Annotated in this window: 17 protein-coding genes; 1 reads left to right on the plus strand and 16 read right to left on the minus strand. The window is 45.4% G+C overall.

Translation table 11 applies throughout. The annotated features are described in order from the left end of the window. Positions 1-53: 53 nt before the first annotated feature. The 15 genes from D3H55_RS01360 to D3H55_RS25140 all read right to left on the minus strand — a co-directional run bounded on the left by D3H55_RS01360 (position 54) and on the right by D3H55_RS25140 (position 16,319). Positions 54-929 (minus strand): YitT family protein, encoded by an 876-nt coding sequence (locus D3H55_RS01360; RefSeq protein WP_119545097.1) that lies wholly within the window; start codon positions 927-929, stop codon positions 54-56. Between the two features lie 352 nt (positions 930-1,281). Next, a protein-coding gene (gene prfB, locus D3H55_RS01365) for a peptide chain release factor 2 (RefSeq protein WP_119545098.1) occupies positions 1,282-2,383 on the minus strand; the annotation gives its coding sequence in 2 pieces (ribosomal slippage) (positions 1,282-2,310 and positions 2,312-2,383; 1,101 coding nt in all). A gap of 239 nt (positions 2,384-2,622) precedes the next feature. Further along, entirely contained in the window at positions 2,623-5,142 is a 2,520-nt protein-coding gene (gene secA / locus D3H55_RS01370; RefSeq protein WP_119545099.1) for a preprotein translocase subunit SecA, read from the minus strand. Between the two features lie 467 nt (positions 5,143-5,609). After that, positions 5,610-7,079, minus strand: coding sequence for a methyl-accepting chemotaxis protein (locus tag D3H55_RS01375; RefSeq protein ID WP_119545100.1), 1,470 nt, complete (start codon positions 7,077-7,079; stop codon positions 5,610-5,612). Positions 7,080-7,227: 148 nt separating this feature from the next. After that, complete coding sequence (locus D3H55_RS01380) at positions 7,228-8,604, minus strand: vWA domain-containing protein (protein ID WP_168412919.1); 1,377 nt, start codon at positions 8,602-8,604, stop codon at positions 7,228-7,230. Between the two features lie 287 nt (positions 8,605-8,891). Beyond that, a complete protein-coding gene (locus tag D3H55_RS01385; RefSeq protein WP_119545102.1) occupies positions 8,892-9,938 on the minus strand; it encodes a YecA family protein in 1,047 nt (348 codons plus the stop codon). 418 nt (positions 9,939-10,356) lie between these two features. Beyond that, positions 10,357-11,589, minus strand: coding sequence for a glycosyltransferase family 4 protein (locus tag D3H55_RS01390; RefSeq protein WP_168412920.1), 1,233 nt, complete (start codon positions 11,587-11,589; stop codon positions 10,357-10,359). 75 nt (positions 11,590-11,664) lie between these two features. Next, positions 11,665-12,420 (minus strand): glycosyltransferase, encoded by a 756-nt coding sequence (locus tag D3H55_RS01395; RefSeq protein WP_119545104.1) that lies wholly within the window; start codon positions 12,418-12,420, stop codon positions 11,665-11,667. A gap of 48 nt (positions 12,421-12,468) precedes the next feature. Next, a complete protein-coding gene (locus D3H55_RS25130; RefSeq protein ID WP_276310191.1) occupies positions 12,469-12,591 on the minus strand; it encodes a hypothetical protein in 123 nt (40 codons plus the stop codon). After that, positions 12,588-13,007: a M67 family metallopeptidase gene (locus D3H55_RS01400; protein WP_119545105.1), complete on the minus strand. Its 420-nt coding sequence runs from the start codon at positions 13,005-13,007 to the stop codon at positions 12,588-12,590. The genes D3H55_RS25130 and D3H55_RS01400 overlap by 4 nt, the downstream gene beginning before the upstream one ends. Next, positions 12,994-13,131 carry a hypothetical protein gene (locus tag D3H55_RS23970; protein ID WP_168412921.1) on the minus strand — a complete coding sequence of 46 codons (138 nt, stop codon included), beginning with the start codon at positions 13,129-13,131 and terminating at the stop codon, positions 12,994-12,996. Before D3H55_RS23970 ends, D3H55_RS01400 begins: the two co-directional genes overlap by 14 nt. Before the next feature lie 14 nt (positions 13,132-13,145). After that, positions 13,146-13,775, minus strand: a complete 630-nt coding sequence (locus D3H55_RS01405) for a hypothetical protein (RefSeq protein WP_119545106.1) — start codon at positions 13,773-13,775, stop codon at positions 13,146-13,148. Positions 13,776-13,866: 91 nt separating this feature from the next. Then, entirely contained in the window at positions 13,867-15,045 is a 1,179-nt protein-coding gene (locus D3H55_RS01410; RefSeq protein ID WP_119545107.1) for a BMQ_0737 family morphogenetic spore coat protein, read from the minus strand. Positions 15,046-15,665: 620 nt separating this feature from the next. Then, positions 15,666-15,800 carry a hypothetical protein gene (locus tag D3H55_RS25135; RefSeq protein WP_276310192.1) on the minus strand — a complete coding sequence of 45 codons (135 nt, stop codon included), beginning with the start codon at positions 15,798-15,800 and terminating at the stop codon, positions 15,666-15,668. Positions 15,801-16,184: 384 nt separating this feature from the next. Further along, positions 16,185-16,319 carry a hypothetical protein gene (locus tag D3H55_RS25140; protein WP_276310193.1) on the minus strand — a complete coding sequence of 45 codons (135 nt, stop codon included), beginning with the start codon at positions 16,317-16,319 and terminating at the stop codon, positions 16,185-16,187. Between the two features lie 1,224 nt (positions 16,320-17,543). Between D3H55_RS25140 and D3H55_RS01420 the strand changes: the two genes are divergently transcribed. Then, positions 17,544-18,749 (plus strand): coiled-coil domain-containing protein, encoded by a 1,206-nt coding sequence (locus D3H55_RS01420; RefSeq protein ID WP_168412922.1) that lies wholly within the window; start codon positions 17,544-17,546, stop codon positions 18,747-18,749. Positions 18,750-18,877: 128 nt separating this feature from the next. On the opposite strand, the gene D3H55_RS01425 is transcribed toward D3H55_RS01420, so the two are convergent. Beyond that, a complete protein-coding gene (locus D3H55_RS01425) occupies positions 18,878-20,065 on the minus strand; it encodes a hypothetical protein (RefSeq protein WP_119545110.1) in 1,188 nt (395 codons plus the stop codon). Positions 20,066-20,727: the final 662 nt, after the last annotated feature.

Here is a 20,727-nt window from a genome sequence, read left to right on the forward strand (position 1 = left end):
TCCTCCCAGAATGAAAAATAATGCGTTTCCTCTCATTCCTTATTATACCAGGATCAGACCCGTTTAAAACCTTCTCCAAGTACCTCCGAAGCATCCATAGTCACCACAAATGCAGACGGGTCAATGCTTTTGACCAGTTGTTTCAATCTTGTGAACTCACGCTGATCGACGACACACATAAGAATTGGGCGCTCGTCGTCCGTGTATCCGCCGTATGCTGATAGTTTTGTCACACCGCGGTCAATTTTATTCAGGACACCTTCGCGGATTTCTTCCTGGCGGTTGGTAATGATCATAGCCATTTTGGAACGGCCGAAGCCAACCTGTACCAGGTCGATGGTCTTGCTTGTCACGTAAAGCCCGATCAACGCATATAGACCTCTTTCAATATCGAAAACGATGGCAGCCGATAAGACGATCATGCCGTCGATGATGGCTACGCAGGTGCCAAGGGATAACCCTGAATATTTGTTGATGATCTGGGCGGCAAGGTCGGTCCCTCCCGTTGATGCTTTTCCTCTAAAAACGATTCCAAGTCCAAGCCCGACTCCGATACCGCCGAAAAGTGCGCCAAGGAGCGGATCCATGGACCATGCTTCCCAATCTTCCGTCAAAAACACTACCAGCGGAAGGAATATTGTTCCGAGTGCCGTTTTGAACCCAAACTGAAAGCCCAGGAAAATCAGGCCTGCTATGAATAGCGGAACGTTGAAGGCCCACTGGACGTAAGCCGGCTTCCAGTCAAACACCGCTTTGGTGATTGTGGAAATCCCGCTCACTCCGCCGGATGCTACTTCATTCGGGAGTAAAAATACATTGAAGGCGATCCCGACAATCGCCGATCCAACGAGTACATATACATATTCCAAAAACTTATTCAGCCCCGGGTTTTGCTGTGCCCCGCGGCGTCTTCTGTCCTTCTTTCCCATCCCTGTCAGATCTCCTTTGATGTATTGAATATTAGTATGGCCAACAACCGGAATTTCATAGGTGCGCGGCGCTTTACCGCTTTAAAGCGCCGGGGGACAGTCCCCTGTTACTTTAAAGTACTAAAGCAGCCACCTTTCCTGGAATTCCTGTGTCGGCCTTCGTCCTTTAATGAACAGCCTTTGAGAGTATAGCATGAGGGATGAATGCTGTAAATATTGGTACTTTAACGTGTTAATGCGGCACCGCGGCGGGGGACTGTCCCCGGATGCGGTGAAGCGGTAAAGCATTCCACTCTTCTATGAACATAAAAAAACCCCCCTTATAATAAGGAAGGTTTTGAATTGGTTCTCTTTAGTTGATCCGTGAACGGAGGTAAGCATTGATGAAGTTGTCGATGTCTCCATCCATGACGGCCTGCACATTCCCCATCTCTGTATTTGTACGATGGTCTTTGACCATGGAGTAAGGATGGAAGACGTAAGAACGGATCTGGCTTCCCCAGCCGATTTCTTTCTGTTCACCGCGGATCTCCAGCAGCTCCTGCTCCTGTTCTTCAATCCGTCTTTGATAAAGCTTGGCTTTCAGCATCTTCATCGCCTGTTCACGGTTCTTGATCTGTGAACGTTCTGATTGGCATGTCACAACCACACCTGTCGGAAGGTGAGTGATACGGACAGCCGAATCAGTCGTGTTGATATGCTGACCGCCGGCACCGCTCGCACGGTACGTATCGATTTTGATATCCTCAGTACGGATATCAATTTCAATCTCTTCATTGAATTCAGGCATGACTTCGCATGACACGAAAGACGTATGGCGGCGGCCGGAAGAATCGAATGGAGAAATCCTTACCAGGCGGTGGACACCTTTTTCGGCTTTCAAATAGCCGTAAGCGTTATGCCCTTTGATTAACAAGGTGACACTTTTGATCCCTGCTTCATCTCCCGGAAGGTAATCCAGCGTTTCAACCTTGAAGCCTTTTTTCTCCGCCCAGCGCTGATACATGCGCAGCAGCATCGATCCCCAGTCCTGCGATTCCGTTCCGCCCGCACCTGGGTGAAGTTCCAGGATTGCGTTGTTTTTATCATGTTCTTCGCTGAGCAGCAGCTGAAGTTCATAGTCATTCAAACGTTTGTTTAACTCTTTTGTTTCTTCTACAAGCTCTTCCTGAAGCTCTGCATCGTTCTCTTCTTTAACAAGCTCGAGCGTCACTTCCAGATTTTCCTGCATCTCCTGCATGTCTTTATACTGGTTGACCAGATCTTTCAATCCATTCGCTTCATTGATGACTCCCTGGGCCTTCTGCTGGTCATTCCAGAATTCAGGATCCACCATGACTTCATCAAGTTCCGCTATTCGTGCTTCTTTGTTCTCGAGGTCAAAGAGACCCCCTGAAGTCCGCCAGTTTCCTGGCTGTATTTTCCAATTGTGATTTCACTTCAAAAAGTTCCATCAAATTCACCTCGGTTTATTTAGTAAGCGTAAGTTTCATTATAACGTTTATTGAACAGGAATCGCAAAGTTTCTATAATGGTTTACCCGCAGAAAAACTACCTGACACCTCTTCCATCAAGAGAAATCAGGTAGTTTCTTAAACGGTGTTGGAGAGGATGATGTGATACCCCCCTGCAAAGTGCGGGCTCTGTCCGCTTCAACGCCGACATGATCACTCAGCCTTCCAGGACCAGATCCTTACTCTACTTTACCATGACAATTTTTATATTTCTGACCGCTTCCGCAAGGGCACGGGTCGTTTCGTTTTATATTTTCCGCTTTGCGAACAGGCTGTTTCTTTTTGGCTTTCCCGCCGCCATCCTCTTTTGGATTGACCGCCTGCCCTTTCGCCACTTCCTGACGCTGAAGGTTATTGCGGATTTCCGCTTTCATTACATAGCGGGCTGCATCTTCCTCGATTGACACGACCATATTTTCAAACATCGCAAACCCTTCATGCTGGTATTCGCGCAGTGGATCTGTCTGGCCATATGCACGAAGGTGGATACCCTGGCGAAGATGGTCCATCGCATCGATGTGGTCGATCCATTTGGTATCAACCGCACGAAGAAGGACAACTTTTTCGAATTCACGCATCTGTTCGGAAGTGAGCTCTTCTTCTTTTTCGTTGTAACGTTCCTGAACCTTAGCGTAGATGAGGTTGACCATCTCTTCAGGTTCTTTCTTTTGAAGATCTTCAATGGCCAGGTCGCCTTCCTGGAGGAGAGTGGCATTGACGTAATCGACGATGCCTTTCAGATTCCACTTTTCTTCCTCTTCAATGATCGGTGCATGTGCTTCAACAGCACGTGTGATCACAGACTTGATCATGGATTCGACAATCTCACGCAGGTTCTCGGAATCAAGCACTTCAAAACGCTGTTTATAAATGATTTCACGCTGCTGGCGGAGAACATCATCATAAGACAGAAGCTGTTTACGGGCATCGAAGTTGTTACCCTCAACCCGTTTCTGTGCAGATTCGACGGCACGGCTGACCATCTTGCTTTGGATCGGCTGGTCATCCGCCATTCCAAGGCGTTCCATCATCGATTTCATGTTATCGGAACCGAATCGGCGCATCAGCTCATCTTCCATTGACAGATAGAATTGTGTGACACCCGGGTCTCCCTGACGTCCGGAACGTCCACGCAGCTGGTTATCGATACGGCGGGACTCATGCCGCTCCGTACCGATGACCGCCAATCCGCCAAGATCAAGTACACCATCACCAAGCTTGATGTCGGTACCACGGCCGGCCATGTTTGTCGCGATGGTCACGGAACCTTTTTGACCGGCTTCTAAAATGATTTCCGCTTCACGCTCATGGTTTTTCGCATTCAAGACGTTGTGGCGGACATCTTTTTTCGTTAAAAGCCTTGAAATCAATTCAGATGTTTCAACGGCAACCGTACCGACAAGCACAGGCTGCCCCTTCTGGTAACGTTCAGCGATTTCTTCCACGACGGCACGGAACTTCCCTTCCATGGAAGCATAGATCAGATCCGGACGGTCATCACGAGCAATCGGCTTGTTCGTCGGGATCACGACAACATTCATATTATAGATGTTGCGGAATTCCTCTTCCTCTGTCTTCGCCGTACCCGTCATACCGGACAGCTTCTCATACATACGGAAGTAGTTCTGGAATGTGATCGTCGCCATGGTCATGCTTTCATTCTGGATTTCGACGCCTTCTTTCGCCTCGATTGCCTGATGAAGGCCGTCACTGTAACGGCGCCCTTTCATCAAACGTCCTGTGAAGGAGTCGACAATCACGATTTCCCCATCCTGCACAACATAGTCAACATCATTATGCATGCTGACATGCGCCTTCAAGGCTTGAAGGATATGATGGTTCAGGGTTACGTGTGACAGGTCAAACAGGTTTTCGATATTGAAGGCTTTCTCTACCTTTGTAATACCTTCTTCTGTCAGCTGCACACCTTTTGTTTTTTCATCATAGGTAAAATCCGTCTCTTTGCTCAGCATGCGGACGACAGCATTGGCCTGCATGTAAAGCTGAGTCGATTTCTGCGCCTGGCCGGAAATGATCAGCGGTGTACGGGCTTCATCGATCAGGATCGAGTCGACTTCATCAATAACGGCAAAATGAAGCGGACGCTGAACCATTTGATTTTTATAAAGAACCATATTATCACGCAGATAGTCGAAACCCAGTTCATTATTCGTGCTGTACGTGATATCGGCCGCGTATGCTTCGCGCTTCTCTTCTTTCGACATTGAATTCAAGTTAAGGCCGACAGTCAGTCCAAGGAAGTTGTAAAGCTGGCCCATTTCCTCAGCATCACGGCTGGCAAGGTATTCATTGACCGTTACAACGTGAACGCCTTTCCCGGTAATGGCATTGAGGTATACCGGCATTGTGGATGTCAGGGTTTTACCTTCACCCGTTTTCATCTCGGAGATATTTCCCTCATGAAGGGAAGCACCACCCATGAGCTGGACGCGGTAAGGATACTGTCCAAGGACCCGCTTTGCCCCTTCACGGACAACGGCAAAAGCTTCAACAAGCATATCATCGAGGCTTTCCCCATCCTGATACCGCTTCTTGAATTCTTCCGTTTTCTGGCGTATACCGTCATCGGAAAGCTTGGCCATATCCTGGCTTAAAGCCTCGATCTGGTCAGCATATTTCTCCAGTTTCTTCAGCTCGCGTTTGTTGGGATCGAACACTTTATTTAAAATTCCAATCATGTATGAGCGCTCCTTCTAGTGGAAATGTAATGATAAAAAACTGTTTAGATTGCTTCTTTGAAAAGATTTGGCCCTGTATCAGGAAGGGCGGCTCCTCATTCAAAGTGGAAACCGGCCTTAAGAAAAAAGCCTCTTAAAAAAGCTGCATTGTTTCGCAGCCGCTTATTGACGAATATAATCATGCGGAAGTATCCGCTTCAAAATCAGACAAACCTTCACTAGTAAAAGTTCTCTGTTTACCAGTAAAATCCTTTAATAAAAAAACGCAATATTCCCTATTAATATTACCACTATCGAGAAAGGGTGACAACAACTGACAATTGGGCCCTTTCTGCGCACTTCACCGCATTAACGCATGAAGAGGGACAGTCCCCTTTAGCGCTTTAAAGCAGCCGGGGACTGTCCCCGGCTGCTTTAAAGCGCTAAAGTATCAAAGGCATTCCCATATCCAGGAATGCCTTGTGCCTTCAGTCATTTAAGATCGATTCAGCTTTACGTGTTGTTTCTCCCATCAATTCTGCAATGGTATGGTTGTCATCTGTTAAACATTCCACTGTCGCACTCATCTCTTCAAGGCTTGCAGAGGACTCTTCAATGATGGATGCTAATTCAGCTGTTGATCCTTGGGTGCTGTCGGATTGTCTGCCGACTTCTTCTGCCAGCTGCAGCAATGTCGTTACATGTCCTTGAAGTTTAGAGAAGACATCTGATGCCAGATTGAATGATTCTGTCACCTGCTCAGTAGATTCAAGTCCTTTGCTGATGAACCGGCTGCTCGTTTGGACCTTGGCCAGTGCATCATCATTATTCATGTTTAACTTGACCAAATTATCATTGATGCGGTCAGTCGTCCTCCCGCTCATTTCCGCCAGCTTCCTTATTTCATCTGCAACGACAGCGAATCCCTTTCCAGCCTCACCAGCCCTGGCTGCTTCAATGGAAGCATTGAGTGCCAGCAGGTTGGTTTGATCTGTGATCTCTTTAATCTTCCCGGTGAACGTATTTGTTTCTTTGATTGTATCCGTCAAGATTGAAAAGGTTTCATTCAAACCTTTTACCAATGAAGCAAGTTCATGAATATCTTTATTTAATTCACTTGTCTTCCCTTCACTTTCCGTGATGTGCTGATTGGCTGTATTCGTTTCTTCCCGCAGTTCCGTGGATACAGAGTATAAGTGGTCCATGGAATTTTTTGTACTGAGGGCATTACCCGTAATGCCTGTAATTTGCTCAGACTGCACCTGGCTTCCGGCTGCCACTTCGCCGATGGCTGTTTTCATTTCTTCCTGAGAGGCAAGGTTCGTCTGCACCTGCTGATTTACAGCAGCCAAATCACCTACAATCCCGCTGACCTTATCTTCAAGCTTTTTCTTCAGCTGCTTCTGATGTTCCGCTTCTTCCGCCGCCGTTACCATCATTTCCTGCAGCTTTTCATCCTGTTTGGCATTGAGATGGATCATGACACCCAATATGACGCCGCATAGAACATAAGCCAGTATGGATGTAGGGATGAATGTTTCAAGAAGATCGTTTGTTTCTATAAGATAAAAATCCACTGCCAAAATGACGAGGCCAAGGAAATACCCGATTCCGAAAACCACACGATTAAAATGCAGAGCAGAAATCAATCCCAGAACAAATAAGATGGGGACAAAATCCACAGATGGTTCCAAGATAAAAAGAGCAGATAATGTAAAGGCCTGGATAGTGATGATGCTGACCAAAGGAAATAACTTATATTTTTTAAAAATAAATTGAAACCCGATAAAAAGAAGAACAAACGCTGTTATCTCTGATAAATAGAAAAGGGCTTTGGCCATCTCTCCCGACATAGATGCTGAAATACCCGCTGCCAATAAAGAAATCAGAAAGGTAACAAACATCAGAAGGTTCTTCTTCTTCACATCACTTACTCTAAGCTGTTCTACTGCATTCATATGAATTCCTTCTTTCTTCCAATTGTTAAAAACTTACTTCCTGTTTATTTTGTCGACGCGTTCTTGAAAATTTTTACTGTAAAAAGAAGGATATACAAAAGAAAAGACACCCTCTGTTTGGAGAGTGTCTCTGCAGATACCTGGAAAATCAGGAAGAATATTTTTCCGTATTCTTTTCTTTCAGTTCTTTGACTTTTTTCTCGAGCTTATCTCTCATATCTTTGCGGATTTTATTCTTCCGTTCTGCTTCATGGTCGAAATATTCATCCACCGTTTCATGCCTGATCTTGATCAATTCCCTGTACTCGTCCTCGGCTTCATCATCCTTGAATTTATCCATTTCTTTCAGTTTATACCTCAGGTTGCTCATGATATTTTTGGCTCCAAGTGATTTGAAGTAAATATCATTTTTGTAGCCAAGCATTTCAAAATAAATGTCATTGCTTTGGCCGAGGATATCGAAATAGCGGTCATTCCCCCATGCCAGCCATTCCCAATACAGGCGCCTGTATTCTTCTTTCAGGTAGCTGTTCAATTCACTTTCAGAATAGACGGATTTGTACTGTCCACCGCCTGCTTCTGCCACTTCCTTCAGCTTGACCTGCCCCTCGTTGTCGACATCAAACCCGATGATATTCACCTCTGCCTGGATATCGGATTCATTCAGGGATTTCGCTGCAGAGACAGGATCGCCATCGCATGTTTCCACACCATCACTTACGACATAAATGACGTTTTTGATATTCTCGCCTTTTTGGTCTTCCAGGTCTGTTTTGGCAGCCTCGATTGCCCCTGCTAAAGGGGTCCATCCTGCAGGATCGAATTGTTCAAGCGATTTGCTGAAGCCTGTCTCATCATAAGCCCCCAGGTCATAAACAACCTCGTTGCTCTTGCATGACATTTCCTTGTCGGCATCTGAACCGGTGCCTTTATGTCCATACACTCGGAGCATGATGTTCGACCCGTCCGGCAGATCCTGGGCGTAATTCTGTATTGCCTGTTTAGCGAGCTTCATCTTTTGCCCGCCGCTGACTTCGCCTGCCATACTTCCGCTCGCGTCCAGAAGGATGGCCACGTTCACCTTTTCCTGCTCAGGTATTTCAATCTCATCCTCAGGGGTTGAAGAATCAATTGTTATGATGGGATCCACCTTCTCAAACCCTTCCGCTTCCTTTTCAATATCGGCGGCAGCCAGGGAGACGACCAGCGAGTAGGCCTCTTCACCTGTCAGATTATCAGGTGCTTTTTCTATTTCCTCCAAAAGCTCTTTCATATATTGTTCATCTTTCCCCAATTTTTCCGCGTCGTATTTCCCTTTTTCCTTCACGATTTCTTCAACGTTATTTAAAGCCGCTTCGGGTATATCCTTTTTGGGTTCTTGACCTTCTGTTTCCTGATTTGTCTCTTCCGTTGGCTCCGGACTGGAACCTTCAGCATCTGATGCCTTTTGATTCTGTGAACACCCTGCTGCAGTCCCTCCCAACAAAACGAACAGCAGAATAAATGCCCAGGTTTTACGTTTCATCCTCATTCCCTCCCCCATTTCTCCTATATAACAGCTCAACTAATAAGTAGCCAGAATGAGCCGGCTTCAAACCACGAATTTACAACTTTAATACTACCTGGCAATTTTAACATTATATTCCACAAAACTTATGAGCAATTAGTAACGAATCCGGGGGCTGTCTTACCCGCTGTTTCATGGTGAAAAATGATCTGCACCCCATGTATATCAGCCGGAAGCCCGGCAAAAAAAAAGACGGCCCCGGAACATTACCGGAGCCATCCTCTTGATGGAGCGCTGCTCATGAATCACACAACAGCCAATATAATTTTCTTCATTTCCTTGGACCGCCTGGAGATACTGTTGGCCGATACGCCGAAAGCTTCCGCCAAATCTTTTTGGAGATAGTCCTTTTTCAGTTCTGTCTCACCTTTGATGACTTCGATGATTGAAGCGGAATAGATTTGCGGGTTCCTGATTTTCGGGGACTCACTTTCAAAGTACTGCGAAAGCAGTTTGGCAGCTTTTTCAATGTTTGCCTGGGTCTCTCCCTGTTCCGTCAAGAAAGCTTTCATTGAATCAACCGCCTCTGTATAGGCAGGATTCCCTTCCGCAGGGGTCTCTTCCAAAGCTGCTTCCACTTTCTCTTGAACGGCATCTCCACTCTCAGTAAACAGATAGAAGCAGTGATCAGCCAGATAAAGATAATTTGTAGTGAGATATTCTTCCACAGAATCTTTTCCAGCGTTTCTCATTCTTTCGATCATGGCGTCTTTGCATGTCCCGGCAATCCCCGGATAGACAAAATACTGTGCAAATGGAAGGTAGCTGCCGCCGTTTTGCAGCAGGATCCCAATAAAGAAGCACCCTTCGACAATCTCAGGATTTGCTCCCTTCACATCGAAGGTCTCTCCTTCCACAGTATCCTCGATGATCAATTCAGACCCCTTGGCCGAAGTGACGACACCCGCTGCCAGTCTGGGACTCTTCCACGCTTCCAAACTTTCAAGTGTCTGAGGTCTCGTCACAGTCCTGCCCTGCTTCTCGACAAATCGTTCCATCAGTGACTGTCCGCCCTCAAGCTTTTTCGTCACACCGTACCAGCTCAGGAACGCCATTTCGTAAATTTCCTGGTCTTTGTTCATCACGTTCATTTCCGAGAAATAACGGTGGTAATCACTCTCAAGCTCTTCACTATTATGTACGGCAATGAAGTCATATGCCTGGGCCTGCAGTATCTCAAGCTCCCCCAGTACCAACTCATCAATATTGACAGCGGCGTGATTCCCGCAGCATTTCTTGTATTTTTTGCCGCTTCCGCACTCACACTGATCGTTCCGGCCGATTGTTTTCATACGTTGTACCTCCTGATGCTTTCTTCGTACTTAAAATAAAGCTCACAAACTTCTATTATAATCTACTTTTCATGAACATTAAACCGTTTCAGGAAAAGACGCCTCATGTAAAACTTGTTAATTCACCATGAGGCCTCCTTTAATATAGACTGTCTTCGCATATATTGTTGCTTTTGGAAAAATTCCAGATGCCGGATTTTTCCCCTGTATTCAAAGTTAAAAGAACGAGCAGCTATTTCTTTCCTTCTCACCGGGGTTTTTACGACGATATACCAGGATATTAATTGAAATTTATATTGAATAGAAACAAAGTTACGAAAAGAGACTTAATATAAAACATTTACACGCTCCTTCCGTATTCCCAAGGCTGCCGCGGCAGCCTGCACCTTGGAGATGCCGGCAAGAGAGTCACAAAGGATCAACCGCCCTGCTTTTCATTGATGGCTGCCAGATATAACTTCTCCATATTTTCGATCATCCCGGCAGAATCCCAGTATTGCTTGCCCCATTTCAGCGCTTTGTCCCTTAAAGCTTCCCGTTTGCCTGAATCCTTCAGGAGCGAGGAGATCCGCTGGGCCAGCGCCTCACTGTCACCTTGTGGAAAAACGAGGCCGGTTTCACCATCTTTCACCATTTCCGGCATGGCAGCCGCGTCACTGACGATGACCGGAACGCCTGAGACCTGTGCTTCTATCACAGTATGCGGCAGTGTTTCCTGAAGGCTCGGGTGAACCAGAATATCCGCTTGCCGCAGAACAGGTCCCACATCCTTGATGAATCCTTTGAATTTCACATTTTCTGTCAATCCCCTGGTACGGCACTTTTCTTTAAGGACATCTTCCATATCCCCTTCTCCAAGGATCCAGCATTCCCAGTCTTTCCGTTCTTTCGATAAAAGGAATAAGGCCTCGATTAAATAGTGAATCCCTTTAAGGTACACAAGCCTGCCCATGCAGAGGATGATTTTTTTATCTGCCGCTTTACGGACAGGTGCTTTCTGCACACCTTTCTGCATTTTTTCTATATCAATTCCATATCGGAAGGTGTGGATCTTGCCTGAAGGGACGGCGTACTTGCCCTGAAGCAGAGCTGTAAGCCAGTTGGATGCTGCATGAAGCCTGTCACTTGCATGGCAGCCCTGCTTCTCGATTTCGTGGCAGTATTGCAATTCAGGAGTGCTCCATAGCTGCTCATCTGTTTTATAAAGGTAGCGGGACTTCCACACATAAAAAATTTCGCCTGCCAGGTACCCGTTGACACTTGTGACAAGGGGAACACGCGGAGGCTTGATGCGGCTGAGTGAAAGGGCGGCGGTAATGTCCTGGGCATGGATGATATCATACTTTTCTAACGAAAACTCGGATACTGCAGACTGGAATAGATGCTGCTGCCTTTCCCAGAAATACATGAACGAACCTGGAGGCAGGCCCGGCTGCTCGGTCTGGAGCACATGAGCGACATTTTCTTCATAAGAGCTGAAATTGGCGGAAATAGTGGTATTGAGGATCTTCGCTTTCGTATTCTCTTTATTCGTACTGAGGATGTCCACCTCATGTCCTTTTCGTTCCAATTTCTCTTTCAGGTTGGAAACAAATGACCAAATCCCTCCACCGCCGGGCAGTGGATAAACGGTCGCCAATAATATTCTCATTGTCATTCAACTCCCTTCAAACATACTTTCCAAGAGCCATGGGGACAGGCGCTGTGCCTTTCCCTGTCCCCTTCATCATAAAGGCTTCCGTTTTTTCCTCAGAGGAATCGATCCCAACTTCCTGCGGGCTGCTGCCCCGTTTTCGTTAAACAAACTGAAGGGCTGTTTATACCTGTTCTTGACCTGCTCGGCTTCTGCCAGCAATTCACTATGATGTTTTTTGGTTCCCATATTATCATGCACCCTGTACTGGACAGTGAGCAGGTCCATATATTTCATAGGCACAAGCAATGAAAGTTTGCACCACATATCATAATCATGTGTGTACCTCAGACTTTCATCAAATTTCCCTGCCTGCCTGATCAAATCCATATCCGCCATCACTGTACACCCATTGATCGGGCATCTTACAGCCAATGTATCAACCATCCCCTGCCAGGTTGTATCACGATATCGCATCTCGCTTGTCACCGATCCATTTGAATCCATGAACTTGAACCCTGTATAAGAGAGCCGGGCATTGCTGTTCCGCATGAATGCCAATTGAGATGCCGTTTTGTTCGGCAAAAATAGATCATCAGAACTGAGCCATGCAAAGTAGTCACCGGTAGCAGCATCAATACCCGCATTCAATGCAGTGGCGGTCCCTCCATTCGGCTTTTGGATATATTTGATCCTGCTCAGATAGGGGGACAGTTTTTCAGTATGCTGTGTTGATCCATCATTCACGACTATCACTTCAATGTTGGGATAGGTTTGATTCAATGCACTTTTGACCGCTTGATCGACATATGGGCAGTTATAGAATGGAATAATGATAGATACCTTCATCTCATCACCTCTTAATATAGAAATTAAAATGAATTCGTTAAAAACTTTTCACCTGTTCAGATAGAGATCCCCGGGTACCCGCGGGATTTTTCCGGGAGCTGCATCCTGCACCCCGGCCCACACAGGAAAACTGCCGCTGCCTGGAGTCCCGGCAGCAGCAGATCTTTTCACAGGATGACGATCTCGACCTCCGCTGCTTCCAGCTGGTCTATTAAATAGCATGCGACCTGCGGCTTCGGTTCCTTCAAAGAAATGATAAAATAGAAAGCATGTGGATATATCGAGTGGCGGATGTCTTCGTCTGATGGGATGGGCAGGGCTGTCGGGTGGGAGTGATAAATGCCCGTGAATTTATGGTCTGCCAGTTTCATAGCTGCAAATGTGCGGTCCATTTCTCCGAGATCCATTGCAAATGATAGTTCGCTTTTTTCGACATTAATCATTCTCCAAACTTTCTCACAGCTGCTTCCCTTTCCTGAAAGCAAACCGCATGCCTCCAGCGGCGATGCCTGCAGACAGTGCCTGATCATTTCATCGTAAGCTTCTTTCCAAAGAAAACAAACCTGCTTTTTCTTATTTTGATCCACAACCGCACCCTTTAAATTTAAAGGTTGATTTTTGGGGAGTTTCTTTCACTTTTTTTCTTCTTGTAGGAGAAATCCTTGTTTTTGAAGCGTCTCTGTACATCCGTTGAACATCTTCCCGTCTCATTCATTTCACCCCCTTCATTTGCTGTAGCGCATAGGGTTAAAAACCGTTGTTTTGGAACTTTTGCTGACAGGGAAATAGTCATACTGATCTTTCAGGAGGGACTGCTCCTCTTTGCTCATTTGCGGATTGCTTACCCCAGCCTGTCTTCCAGAGGGAGCGCTCCTTTGTTTTGCACGGTAAGCAAGCTGGTCGTTCTGCATACTGTTCATTTTCTTTTTCAGCGACTGAATTTCTTTTTGAAGGGACCATAGATTCGTCTCCGATTCTTCATGCTTTTGTTTATACTCCTCAGCCTGATGTTGCAGCTCTTCTATCTGCTGAAGATATTCTTTTTCCTTTTGTTCTTCCAAAACGATCCTTTGCCTTTCCCCTTCCAGCAGGCTCTTCAATTGCTGTTCCTTCTCTTCCTTCACCTGATCCATCTTGTCCTCATAAGTATTCGTCCATTCTTCCATTATGGTGAGTATCCGATCGAGCTTTTCCTCCTGCAGGCCTCCATTCTTACGAGAATCCTCCAGCAGCACCTTCACATCATCCAATCCTGCTGCCAGGCCGGAATGAAGCTCATCCACGCCGGATAACCGGTCCATTACTTCTTGAAGGTACTCTTCCTGGCTCTTTCCAAAGAATAGTTTCCATAACATACAAGCTGCCTCCTCGTTCTTTGTTTAAGTCTCCTGTTAAAAGTTGAGAAAAAAATAAGGAGGAGCATGAAATCTCCTCCAGTCTCCCAAATTAGTCATCCAGATTATCAAGAAGGTCTGCGAACGTATCACACTCATCGAATTCTACAAGCGCTTCTACAAGGCCGCTGTCAAAGACAACAACATTCGCTGTGTTTCTCAGGATGAGGCGGAATCCTTCTGTGATTGTTCCCATCAAACCTGTGAAGATCTGAAGCTCATAGAATACCTGCTCAGGAACACCGTCAAAGTATCTTACACCTTCACCAGTTGCAGTCAGAGAGCCGGCTCCGCAAGCTACGTTGTCAATAGAGGACGGATTGAAAGTAAAGCTGAAATCAGATTGGATTCCTGTTGCAGTCGGAGTAGGTGTCGGACTGACATCAGTATCCGTGAATGTGTAAGTGAATGTGCTGTCACCCAGCGAGCATTCCTGACAGATTTCTGCACGCAGGCTTGATAGTCCAGTTACCTCTAATCCGTCCGTTCCGAAGATTGCCGTTGTATCTTCATTTCGAGCAAGCGCAGTAGCCTGGCATTCACAGTTGGCTACAGGGAATAGACCCGGACATTGTCTAGGGAATTCAAGCAGGCTCAAGTCACAGTTAACAGTAGGCTGAGGAACAGGGATGTTGTTTGTACGAGGGAAGCAGAACTTAGCCAATACTTCCAGCTTAACAGGGAACTCTACTTGAACATCTTTACATAGGATGATTGTCAGCGGGATCATAGGGCCAAATGGATCAGGACCCATCAACACTCCGCCAGTCTGGCAAATTACTTGTGTCACGCGGCAGTTGATATTTTCGTTCGTGATACCAACCGGTACACAAAGCATGATTTCATCAGTGAACTGTGTTCTGACCGTGAACGTTCCAACTGGCTCTCCATCAATTAGGATGGTTACATTCACCGGTACTGTCCAAACAATCAAGACACGGCCAGGGTTTCCATTTTCCTGGATCGTTGCTGTACATGCGACATCATCCGGGCTGCCGGCATCACAGCGCACTTCAACTCGAAGACCCGCAGCCAAAGCTGCACTTACCGCCTCACGCACTTCTTCATCAGGAATAAAGTTCTTATTAGTATATCTGCTGGCAAAGAATACCCAATCGTATACTTTATCCACCCTGATACATTCTGGAGCCAAATCATTCGGATCCAAAGGAATTGGTGAAGGCGAAGGTGTAGGAGTCTGGGAACCCCTGATAGGTTGACGTTTCTTCATGAAATCCTTCCTTTCTTTCAAATGAATATTTTCGGTACACTTTATCCTATTTAGAAAGACGGAAATAGTATAGATAATTTACCTATATTCTGTAAAAAAATAAATAAATGGACATTCATCCAACTAGAACTTCTATATATAGGTAGATTTACCGACTTGCATTTCCAGGCTCCCGGAATTGGATGCAGGCGGGTTTAACGGAGCCCGCCCTGAAATAGGAATTCACTTATTCTCTATATAAAAGGCTGTTTAACCAGGTTGAACATAAGAGGAAAACTTCGAGATTCGAAACTTTCCGTGAGTACCAGATGCCCGCTGTCCGGTCAGGCAGAGAACCTCTTTTTACTTAAGAAGATTCATATAGATATTTTGTAGAATTCAAAAGAAAAGGCGATTGTGGAAGAATCTAATTCTATTGTCTTGGCCGTATAAATCCGATTGCGGCTGCTAAGGAACAGGCAGTGCCAAATCTCGAAGGGGGCAGGAATAGTGATTTGATCTATTAGTCTAGGAATTTGATATGAACGTTGACCTTGTCAGTCATGTTGATGTAGTAGTAATGCCGGGATTGAACCAAACTTTAGCATCTGCCGTTAATATTTGGTCTATTCTCTCTAGGATTAGACCATAAAAACGGAAACCGGCAGTCTTTTTGGTGCATTGATCCCCGGATTGAACCATTTTCCAGCGCCTGCCGTTGATTCTTGGTCTATTCTTCCTTGGAATAGACCATTAAAACGGACCTTGGCAAACATTTTGGTCCATTAATCCCGGAATTGACCCAAATTTTAGCGCCTGCCGTTGATATTTGGTCCATTCTTTCTTGGAATAGACCATTAAAACGGATCATGGCAAAAATTTGGTCCATTAATAAGGGAATTGCACCAATTTCCAGCGCATGCCGTTGATTCTTGGACTATTCTTTCGTGGAATAGACCTTTAAAACAGATCTTGGCAAACATTTTGGTCCATTAATCCCAGAATTGAACCAAATTTTAGCGCCTGCCGTTGATATTTGGTCCATTCTTTCTTGGAATAGACCATCAAAACGGACCTTGGCAAACATTTTGGTCCATTAATAAGGGGATTGAACCAATTTCCAGCGCCTGCCGTTGATATTTGGCCCATTCTCTCTAGGATTAGACCATAAAAACGGAAACCGGCAGTCTTTTTGGTGCATTGATCCCCGGATTGCACCAATTTACAGCGTCTGCCGTTGATTCTTGGTCTATTCTTTCTTGAAATAGACCATTAAAACGGACCTTGGCAGACATGTTGGTGCATTGATCACCGGATTAAACCAATTTCCAGCGCCTGCAGCTGAATTTTGGTTTATTTTTCTTGGAATAGACCATTAAAACGGACCTTGGCAAACATTTTGGTCTATTAATCCCGGAATTGAACCAAATTTTAGCGCCTGCCGTTAATATTTGGCTTATTTTCTTTGGGATTAGACCATATAAACGGAAACCGGGAGTCTTTTTGGTGCATTGATGCCCGGATTAAACCAATTTCCAGCGCCTGCCGTTGATTCTTGGTCTATTCTTTCTTGGAATAGACCATTAAAAAGGACCTTGGCAGTCTTTTTGGTCGATTAATAAGGGAAATGAACCAAATTTTAGCGTCTGCCGTTGAATCTCGGACTATTCTTTCGTGGATTAGACCATAAAAACGGAAACCGGCAGTCTTTTTGGTGCATTGATCCCCGGATTGCACCAATTTCCAGCGCCTGCCGTTGATATTTGGCCCATTCTCTCTAGGATGAGGCCATAAATGCTGACCCCCGAAAGAAATTTTGGTGCACTTATTCCCGGATTATCTGGTATGAGCTAATCAAATTTGGTCTGTTCCCTCTCCATTAAGAACAAAAATTGAATTATAGCTTACATTATGAAGAAAAGACCCTTTTAAGGTTTGCTGCTTGTGGAAAGAACCCCAAAGCCGGAATTCCCTCTGCATACAAGAAAATCAAACTATTCTTATTTACATATGAAACTGTGATAGATTTTTAGAATGCCGCGCTAGTTTCCGTAAACAATTTTAAAAAAAGGGCGCTGGAATAGACTAGTGCCGGTTAACTTCTTTCACTACCGGCATATACTAGTATCGAAAGGCCGGGAAGCCTTTCTCAAAAAAAGTCATTATTAATTGATCATAAAATTGAAAAGTGAAAACAAAAATATACGAATACCTTTTTTCAAATGAATATAAGAACGGATGTTTACCATTCTCTAAAGCGCTGACTAGTTAAAGAATCGATGGGAATACTGGGAGTTCTTATCGATTGAAGGAACCACACTCCTATAGGATGAAAATTAGCCAAGGCTAGCCCCTAACTCGAGAGGGGCTAGCTTTTTTACATATTCCGAATTGGGCGTAGGCATGTGTAACGGAGGGGAAAACCGGAACATAATTTATCTTAAGGATACGACCAGAAAGTGAGTTGACAAGTTGTGGAAAGTTCAGGAAAACCCCTATATCACCTTTCGAATCAGGACATGATTTTTTATAAATCCAAGCTTCAGGAGTACGAAAACAAGATCAAGAAGATGTCCCGCTCATACCTTTTCATTGAAAACAAACGATTTCAGGAGAACGTTCTCACTCTGCAGGAGAAATTGAGGGAAACGGAAGAACTGGTTAACACCCTGAAAAAGAAAGAATCGGAGCTGACTCAAGAAAAAAAGCAGGCGGAACACTCGATCAAGACCTTGCAGCAAACCCTCTCCGCTTCCAATAAAACAACTGAAAAACTCCAGGCAAGAGAACGGAAGCTGGTGGAGGATTTAAAAAAACTGGAGGCACGTTTCACTTCAGCCAAGGAAGAAATTGAAACGTATCAAAAAAGGCATAATCAGCTTGAGGAAGAGAAAATAGAGCTCCAGCATCTGAATAATCAGCTAGAGGAACAGCTTCAAGGCAAAAGCGGGGAGCTTACCGAAAAAGCAGCACTCCTGGATACTGCTCAGGAAATCATAGAACAGACAGAACAGGACCTGATTCAGACACAAACGGAAATGAGAGCAGTTTTGGAGGAAAACGAACATCTGCGGAGCGAATTGCAAAACCTGAAATCCACCAACAGTACATTGGCCAATGAGAATGGACAGCTCGAACTTCAAACCAAAGAAGCCATGTACTTGATTGAAAAATTAAAAGCAGATGTCAAAAACAGCAAGGATCATATTCAAGATTTGGCGGAAGCCCTTCAATCCTCTGAATCAACCAAGAAAGAACTGTTCGATAAGGTTCTCGCAGAAACCAGCGCCAATGAAGGTTTGATCACGGAACGCGACCAGCTTCATAAGCAGCTACAGGAAACCAAACAGCAGCTGATCGAAGCGGAGAAAATGAAAATCCAGGCTCTCAAGGAAACGTTTGAAGCATACAAAGAGGAGTATAAAGAAAAAGAAGGCTGGATCGAAAACCAGCTGGAGGATATTGAGCAGATCATGACCGGTTACAGCCAGCGGCTTCAGGAAATCGAGGAAAAGAATACTGCACTTCAGGAAAAAGTAAAAGACAATAAGCGCTTTTTCCTGTCAGGGTTTGAGAATCATGAAAACAGACTTGATCATTTTGACGAAGGAATGAATGAGCTGAGAAAACAAAACGACCTCCTCCACTCCAACCTTAACATGATTAAAGAGTGGATCAGGAAACAAAAAGAGTTTTCTCATTCGATCATCAAGAAGATCATATAAAAAACTTCAGCCTGCACATCACTCACCTGCCGAATATACGGAGGAGAGAGATCTGCAGGCTATTACCGTTCCATTCCCTCAGGCGGAAGCGGCTAACCGAGGTTTATGCTGTAATTCTGAACCTTCTCTCAAAATGAAAATTCAATGGTATTCAATGCCTTAAACCGGTATTCCTGATTATTAAAGAATACGAATCCGGCAATGGTGATATTCTGCGAATCTTCCGGTGACTCAAAGGAAAATTGGACCCCTTCCAGCAGAACATCCTCTGAGGGCTGCAGGGTCAGATCCTGAATCGGCTGGATCCAATACTCTCCTGTTGAATAAGCCGTTTGCAGCCATTCTTCACCGACATACTCCCACCCCTGCGCTCCCTGCTCACCCTGGACTGCAAACAACTGGCTCATTCCCGGAGGCAGTATCTGCCCGCCAAGATCCACACTGTCGACCGGGTTCACCTTGATACAGAGCATCGGATTCTTCAAGGCTTTCCCGCCGGAATTCCGTAAATAGATCGAGGAAAGAACCGTATATTTCCCCGTTTTCCGGCCAACTGAAACAGAGTAATCAAAGATCAAGTCGCAGTCAGCCGGTTTTGTATAATCCACTCTCGCTTCTTGTTCCACGGGATGGATGGTTTTTAAAGGAGCTTCTTCCTCACGCGGCTTATTATCTCGGCTGCGGGAAGGCTTTTTCGGTGCCTGGTTTTGCAGGTCCCAAAACAAATCTAAGAAATGAAGCGACTTTTCTTTTCTCAGCAAATGATAGACTGCCTTTGTGAGGGAGGTAGATAGAAAGTCTTCCTGCTCCTTACTATCGTGATTTGTCCATATTCCAAAGCGGATACAGGGTACCGGAATCTTTTCATGATCATGAAGATGCTGGCATGAATAGTCGGCTTGCTGAAACAACGGCAGGATTTTTTCTTTTACGACTCTCCTGTCGACCCCTGATGTTGTGGAAATGGATACCTTATTTTCGTCGCCGTTTTCAGTATCCAATTCGAGCCTGATCATCAGATCTCCCTTAACATCTTCAATTGCCGATTCCTCTTGTACCATTTCCACCCTGATTCCCAATTGCTTCAGAAACATCTTCAACTGTTTCCCGACCTGCCCGGCAAGTCCATCGCCTGACTGTTTCATATGCAAGAGAACCTTTTTATCATAAAGAAAGTGTTCAATATCCAGCGTGCGGCTGTCACTCTTCCATCTTGACTTGTAGCCCTGCTCTTCCAGGAAAATCATGAATGCCGGAAGCGACGCGAATGAAATGGCCCCTGCCGGCAATCCGTTATATTGAAGATTTGCTTTCATCATCTCACCCCTTGGATGTGTTCATAGTATCCATTATATGGAGGGGGCTATCCCAATATGCTGGCATTCTGATGTCTGCGGGCTGACTCAATCACTCTCCCGTTGATCGGCTAAAACTTCTTGCCTGATTCAATCCATTATTCAATAGGGGCAGTCATTGATGGAGCTCCCCTTGAGACGCTTGTTTGGTATAACTCCGGCGGATACCAGTTTCATTTAGGCCCGCATTGATTTTCATGTGCCACACACCGCTAATCGGACCAGTAACTTACCCGGTCTTAAAATTCGCTGGGCCGTTTAAACGCTTATTGGCCCGGTTACTCTCTTCAGCCCTTTTTTCATTGGCCCATTTAATCTCTAATTGGGCCGGTTACTCTCTCCATCCCTTTCCTCAATGGCCCATTTAATCCCTAATTGGGCCGGTATCTCTCTTCTCTCCCTGTCCCCTTGGCCCATTTAACCCCTAATTGGGCCAGCCTCTCTCTTCTCTCCCTGTCCCCTTGGACCATTTAACCCCTAATTGGGCCACTGACTCTCTCCAACTCCTTTCTCCTTGGTCCATTTAATCTCTATTTGGACCAGCATCTCTCTTCAGACCATCCTCCCTGACCCATTTAATCTCTAATTGGGCCGGTTACTCTCTCCAGACCCTTCCCCCTTGG

This window comes from Bacillus salacetis, assembly GCF_003581585.1.
GTDB lineage: Bacteria > Bacillota > Bacilli > Bacillales > Bacillaceae_B > Rossellomorea > Rossellomorea salacetis.

Coding starts and splice junctions, on each gene's coding strand:
- D3H55_RS01405 (WP_119545106.1), bottom strand. CDS start 13,775: ATGTTATGGAAACTATTCTTTGGAAAGAGCCAGGAAGAGTACCTTCAA.
- D3H55_RS01425 (WP_119545110.1), bottom strand. CDS start 20,065: ATGAAAGCAAATCTTCAATATAACGGATTGCCGGCAGGGGCCATTTCA.
- D3H55_RS01375 (WP_119545100.1), bottom strand. CDS start 7,079: ATGAATGCAGTAGAACAGCTTAGAGTAAGTGATGTGAAGAAGAAGAAC.
- D3H55_RS01395 (WP_119545104.1), bottom strand. CDS start 12,420: ATGAAGGTATCTATCATTATTCCATTCTATAACTGCCCATATGTCGAT.
- D3H55_RS01390 (WP_168412920.1), bottom strand. CDS start 11,589: ATGAGAATATTATTGGCGACCGTTTATCCACTGCCCGGCGGTGGAGGG.
- D3H55_RS23970 (WP_168412921.1), bottom strand. CDS start 13,131: ATGAGACGGGAAGATGTTCAACGGATGTACAGAGACGCTTCAAAAACA.
- secA (WP_119545099.1), bottom strand. CDS start 5,142: ATGATTGGAATTTTAAATAAAGTGTTCGATCCCAACAAACGCGAGCTG.
- D3H55_RS01360 (WP_119545097.1), bottom strand. CDS start 929: ATGGGAAAGAAGGACAGAAGACGCCGCGGGGCACAGCAAAACCCGGGG.
- D3H55_RS25140 (WP_276310193.1), bottom strand. CDS start 16,319: ATGTCTGCCAAGGTCCGTTTTAATGGTCTATTTCAAGAAAGAATAGAC.
- D3H55_RS01385 (WP_119545102.1), bottom strand. CDS start 9,938: ATGAAAACAATCGGCCGGAACGATCAGTGTGAGTGCGGAAGCGGCAAA.
- D3H55_RS01420 (WP_168412922.1), top strand. CDS start 17,544: ATGATTTTTTATAAATCCAAGCTTCAGGAGTACGAAAACAAGATCAAG.
- D3H55_RS01410 (WP_119545107.1), bottom strand. CDS start 15,045: ATGAAGAAACGTCAACCTATCAGGGGTTCCCAGACTCCTACACCTTCG.
- D3H55_RS01380 (WP_168412919.1), bottom strand. CDS start 8,604: ATGAAACGTAAAACCTGGGCATTTATTCTGCTGTTCGTTTTGTTGGGA.
- D3H55_RS25135 (WP_276310192.1), bottom strand. CDS start 15,800: ATGTTTGCCAAGGTCCGTTTTAATGGTCTATTCCAAGGAAGAATAGAC.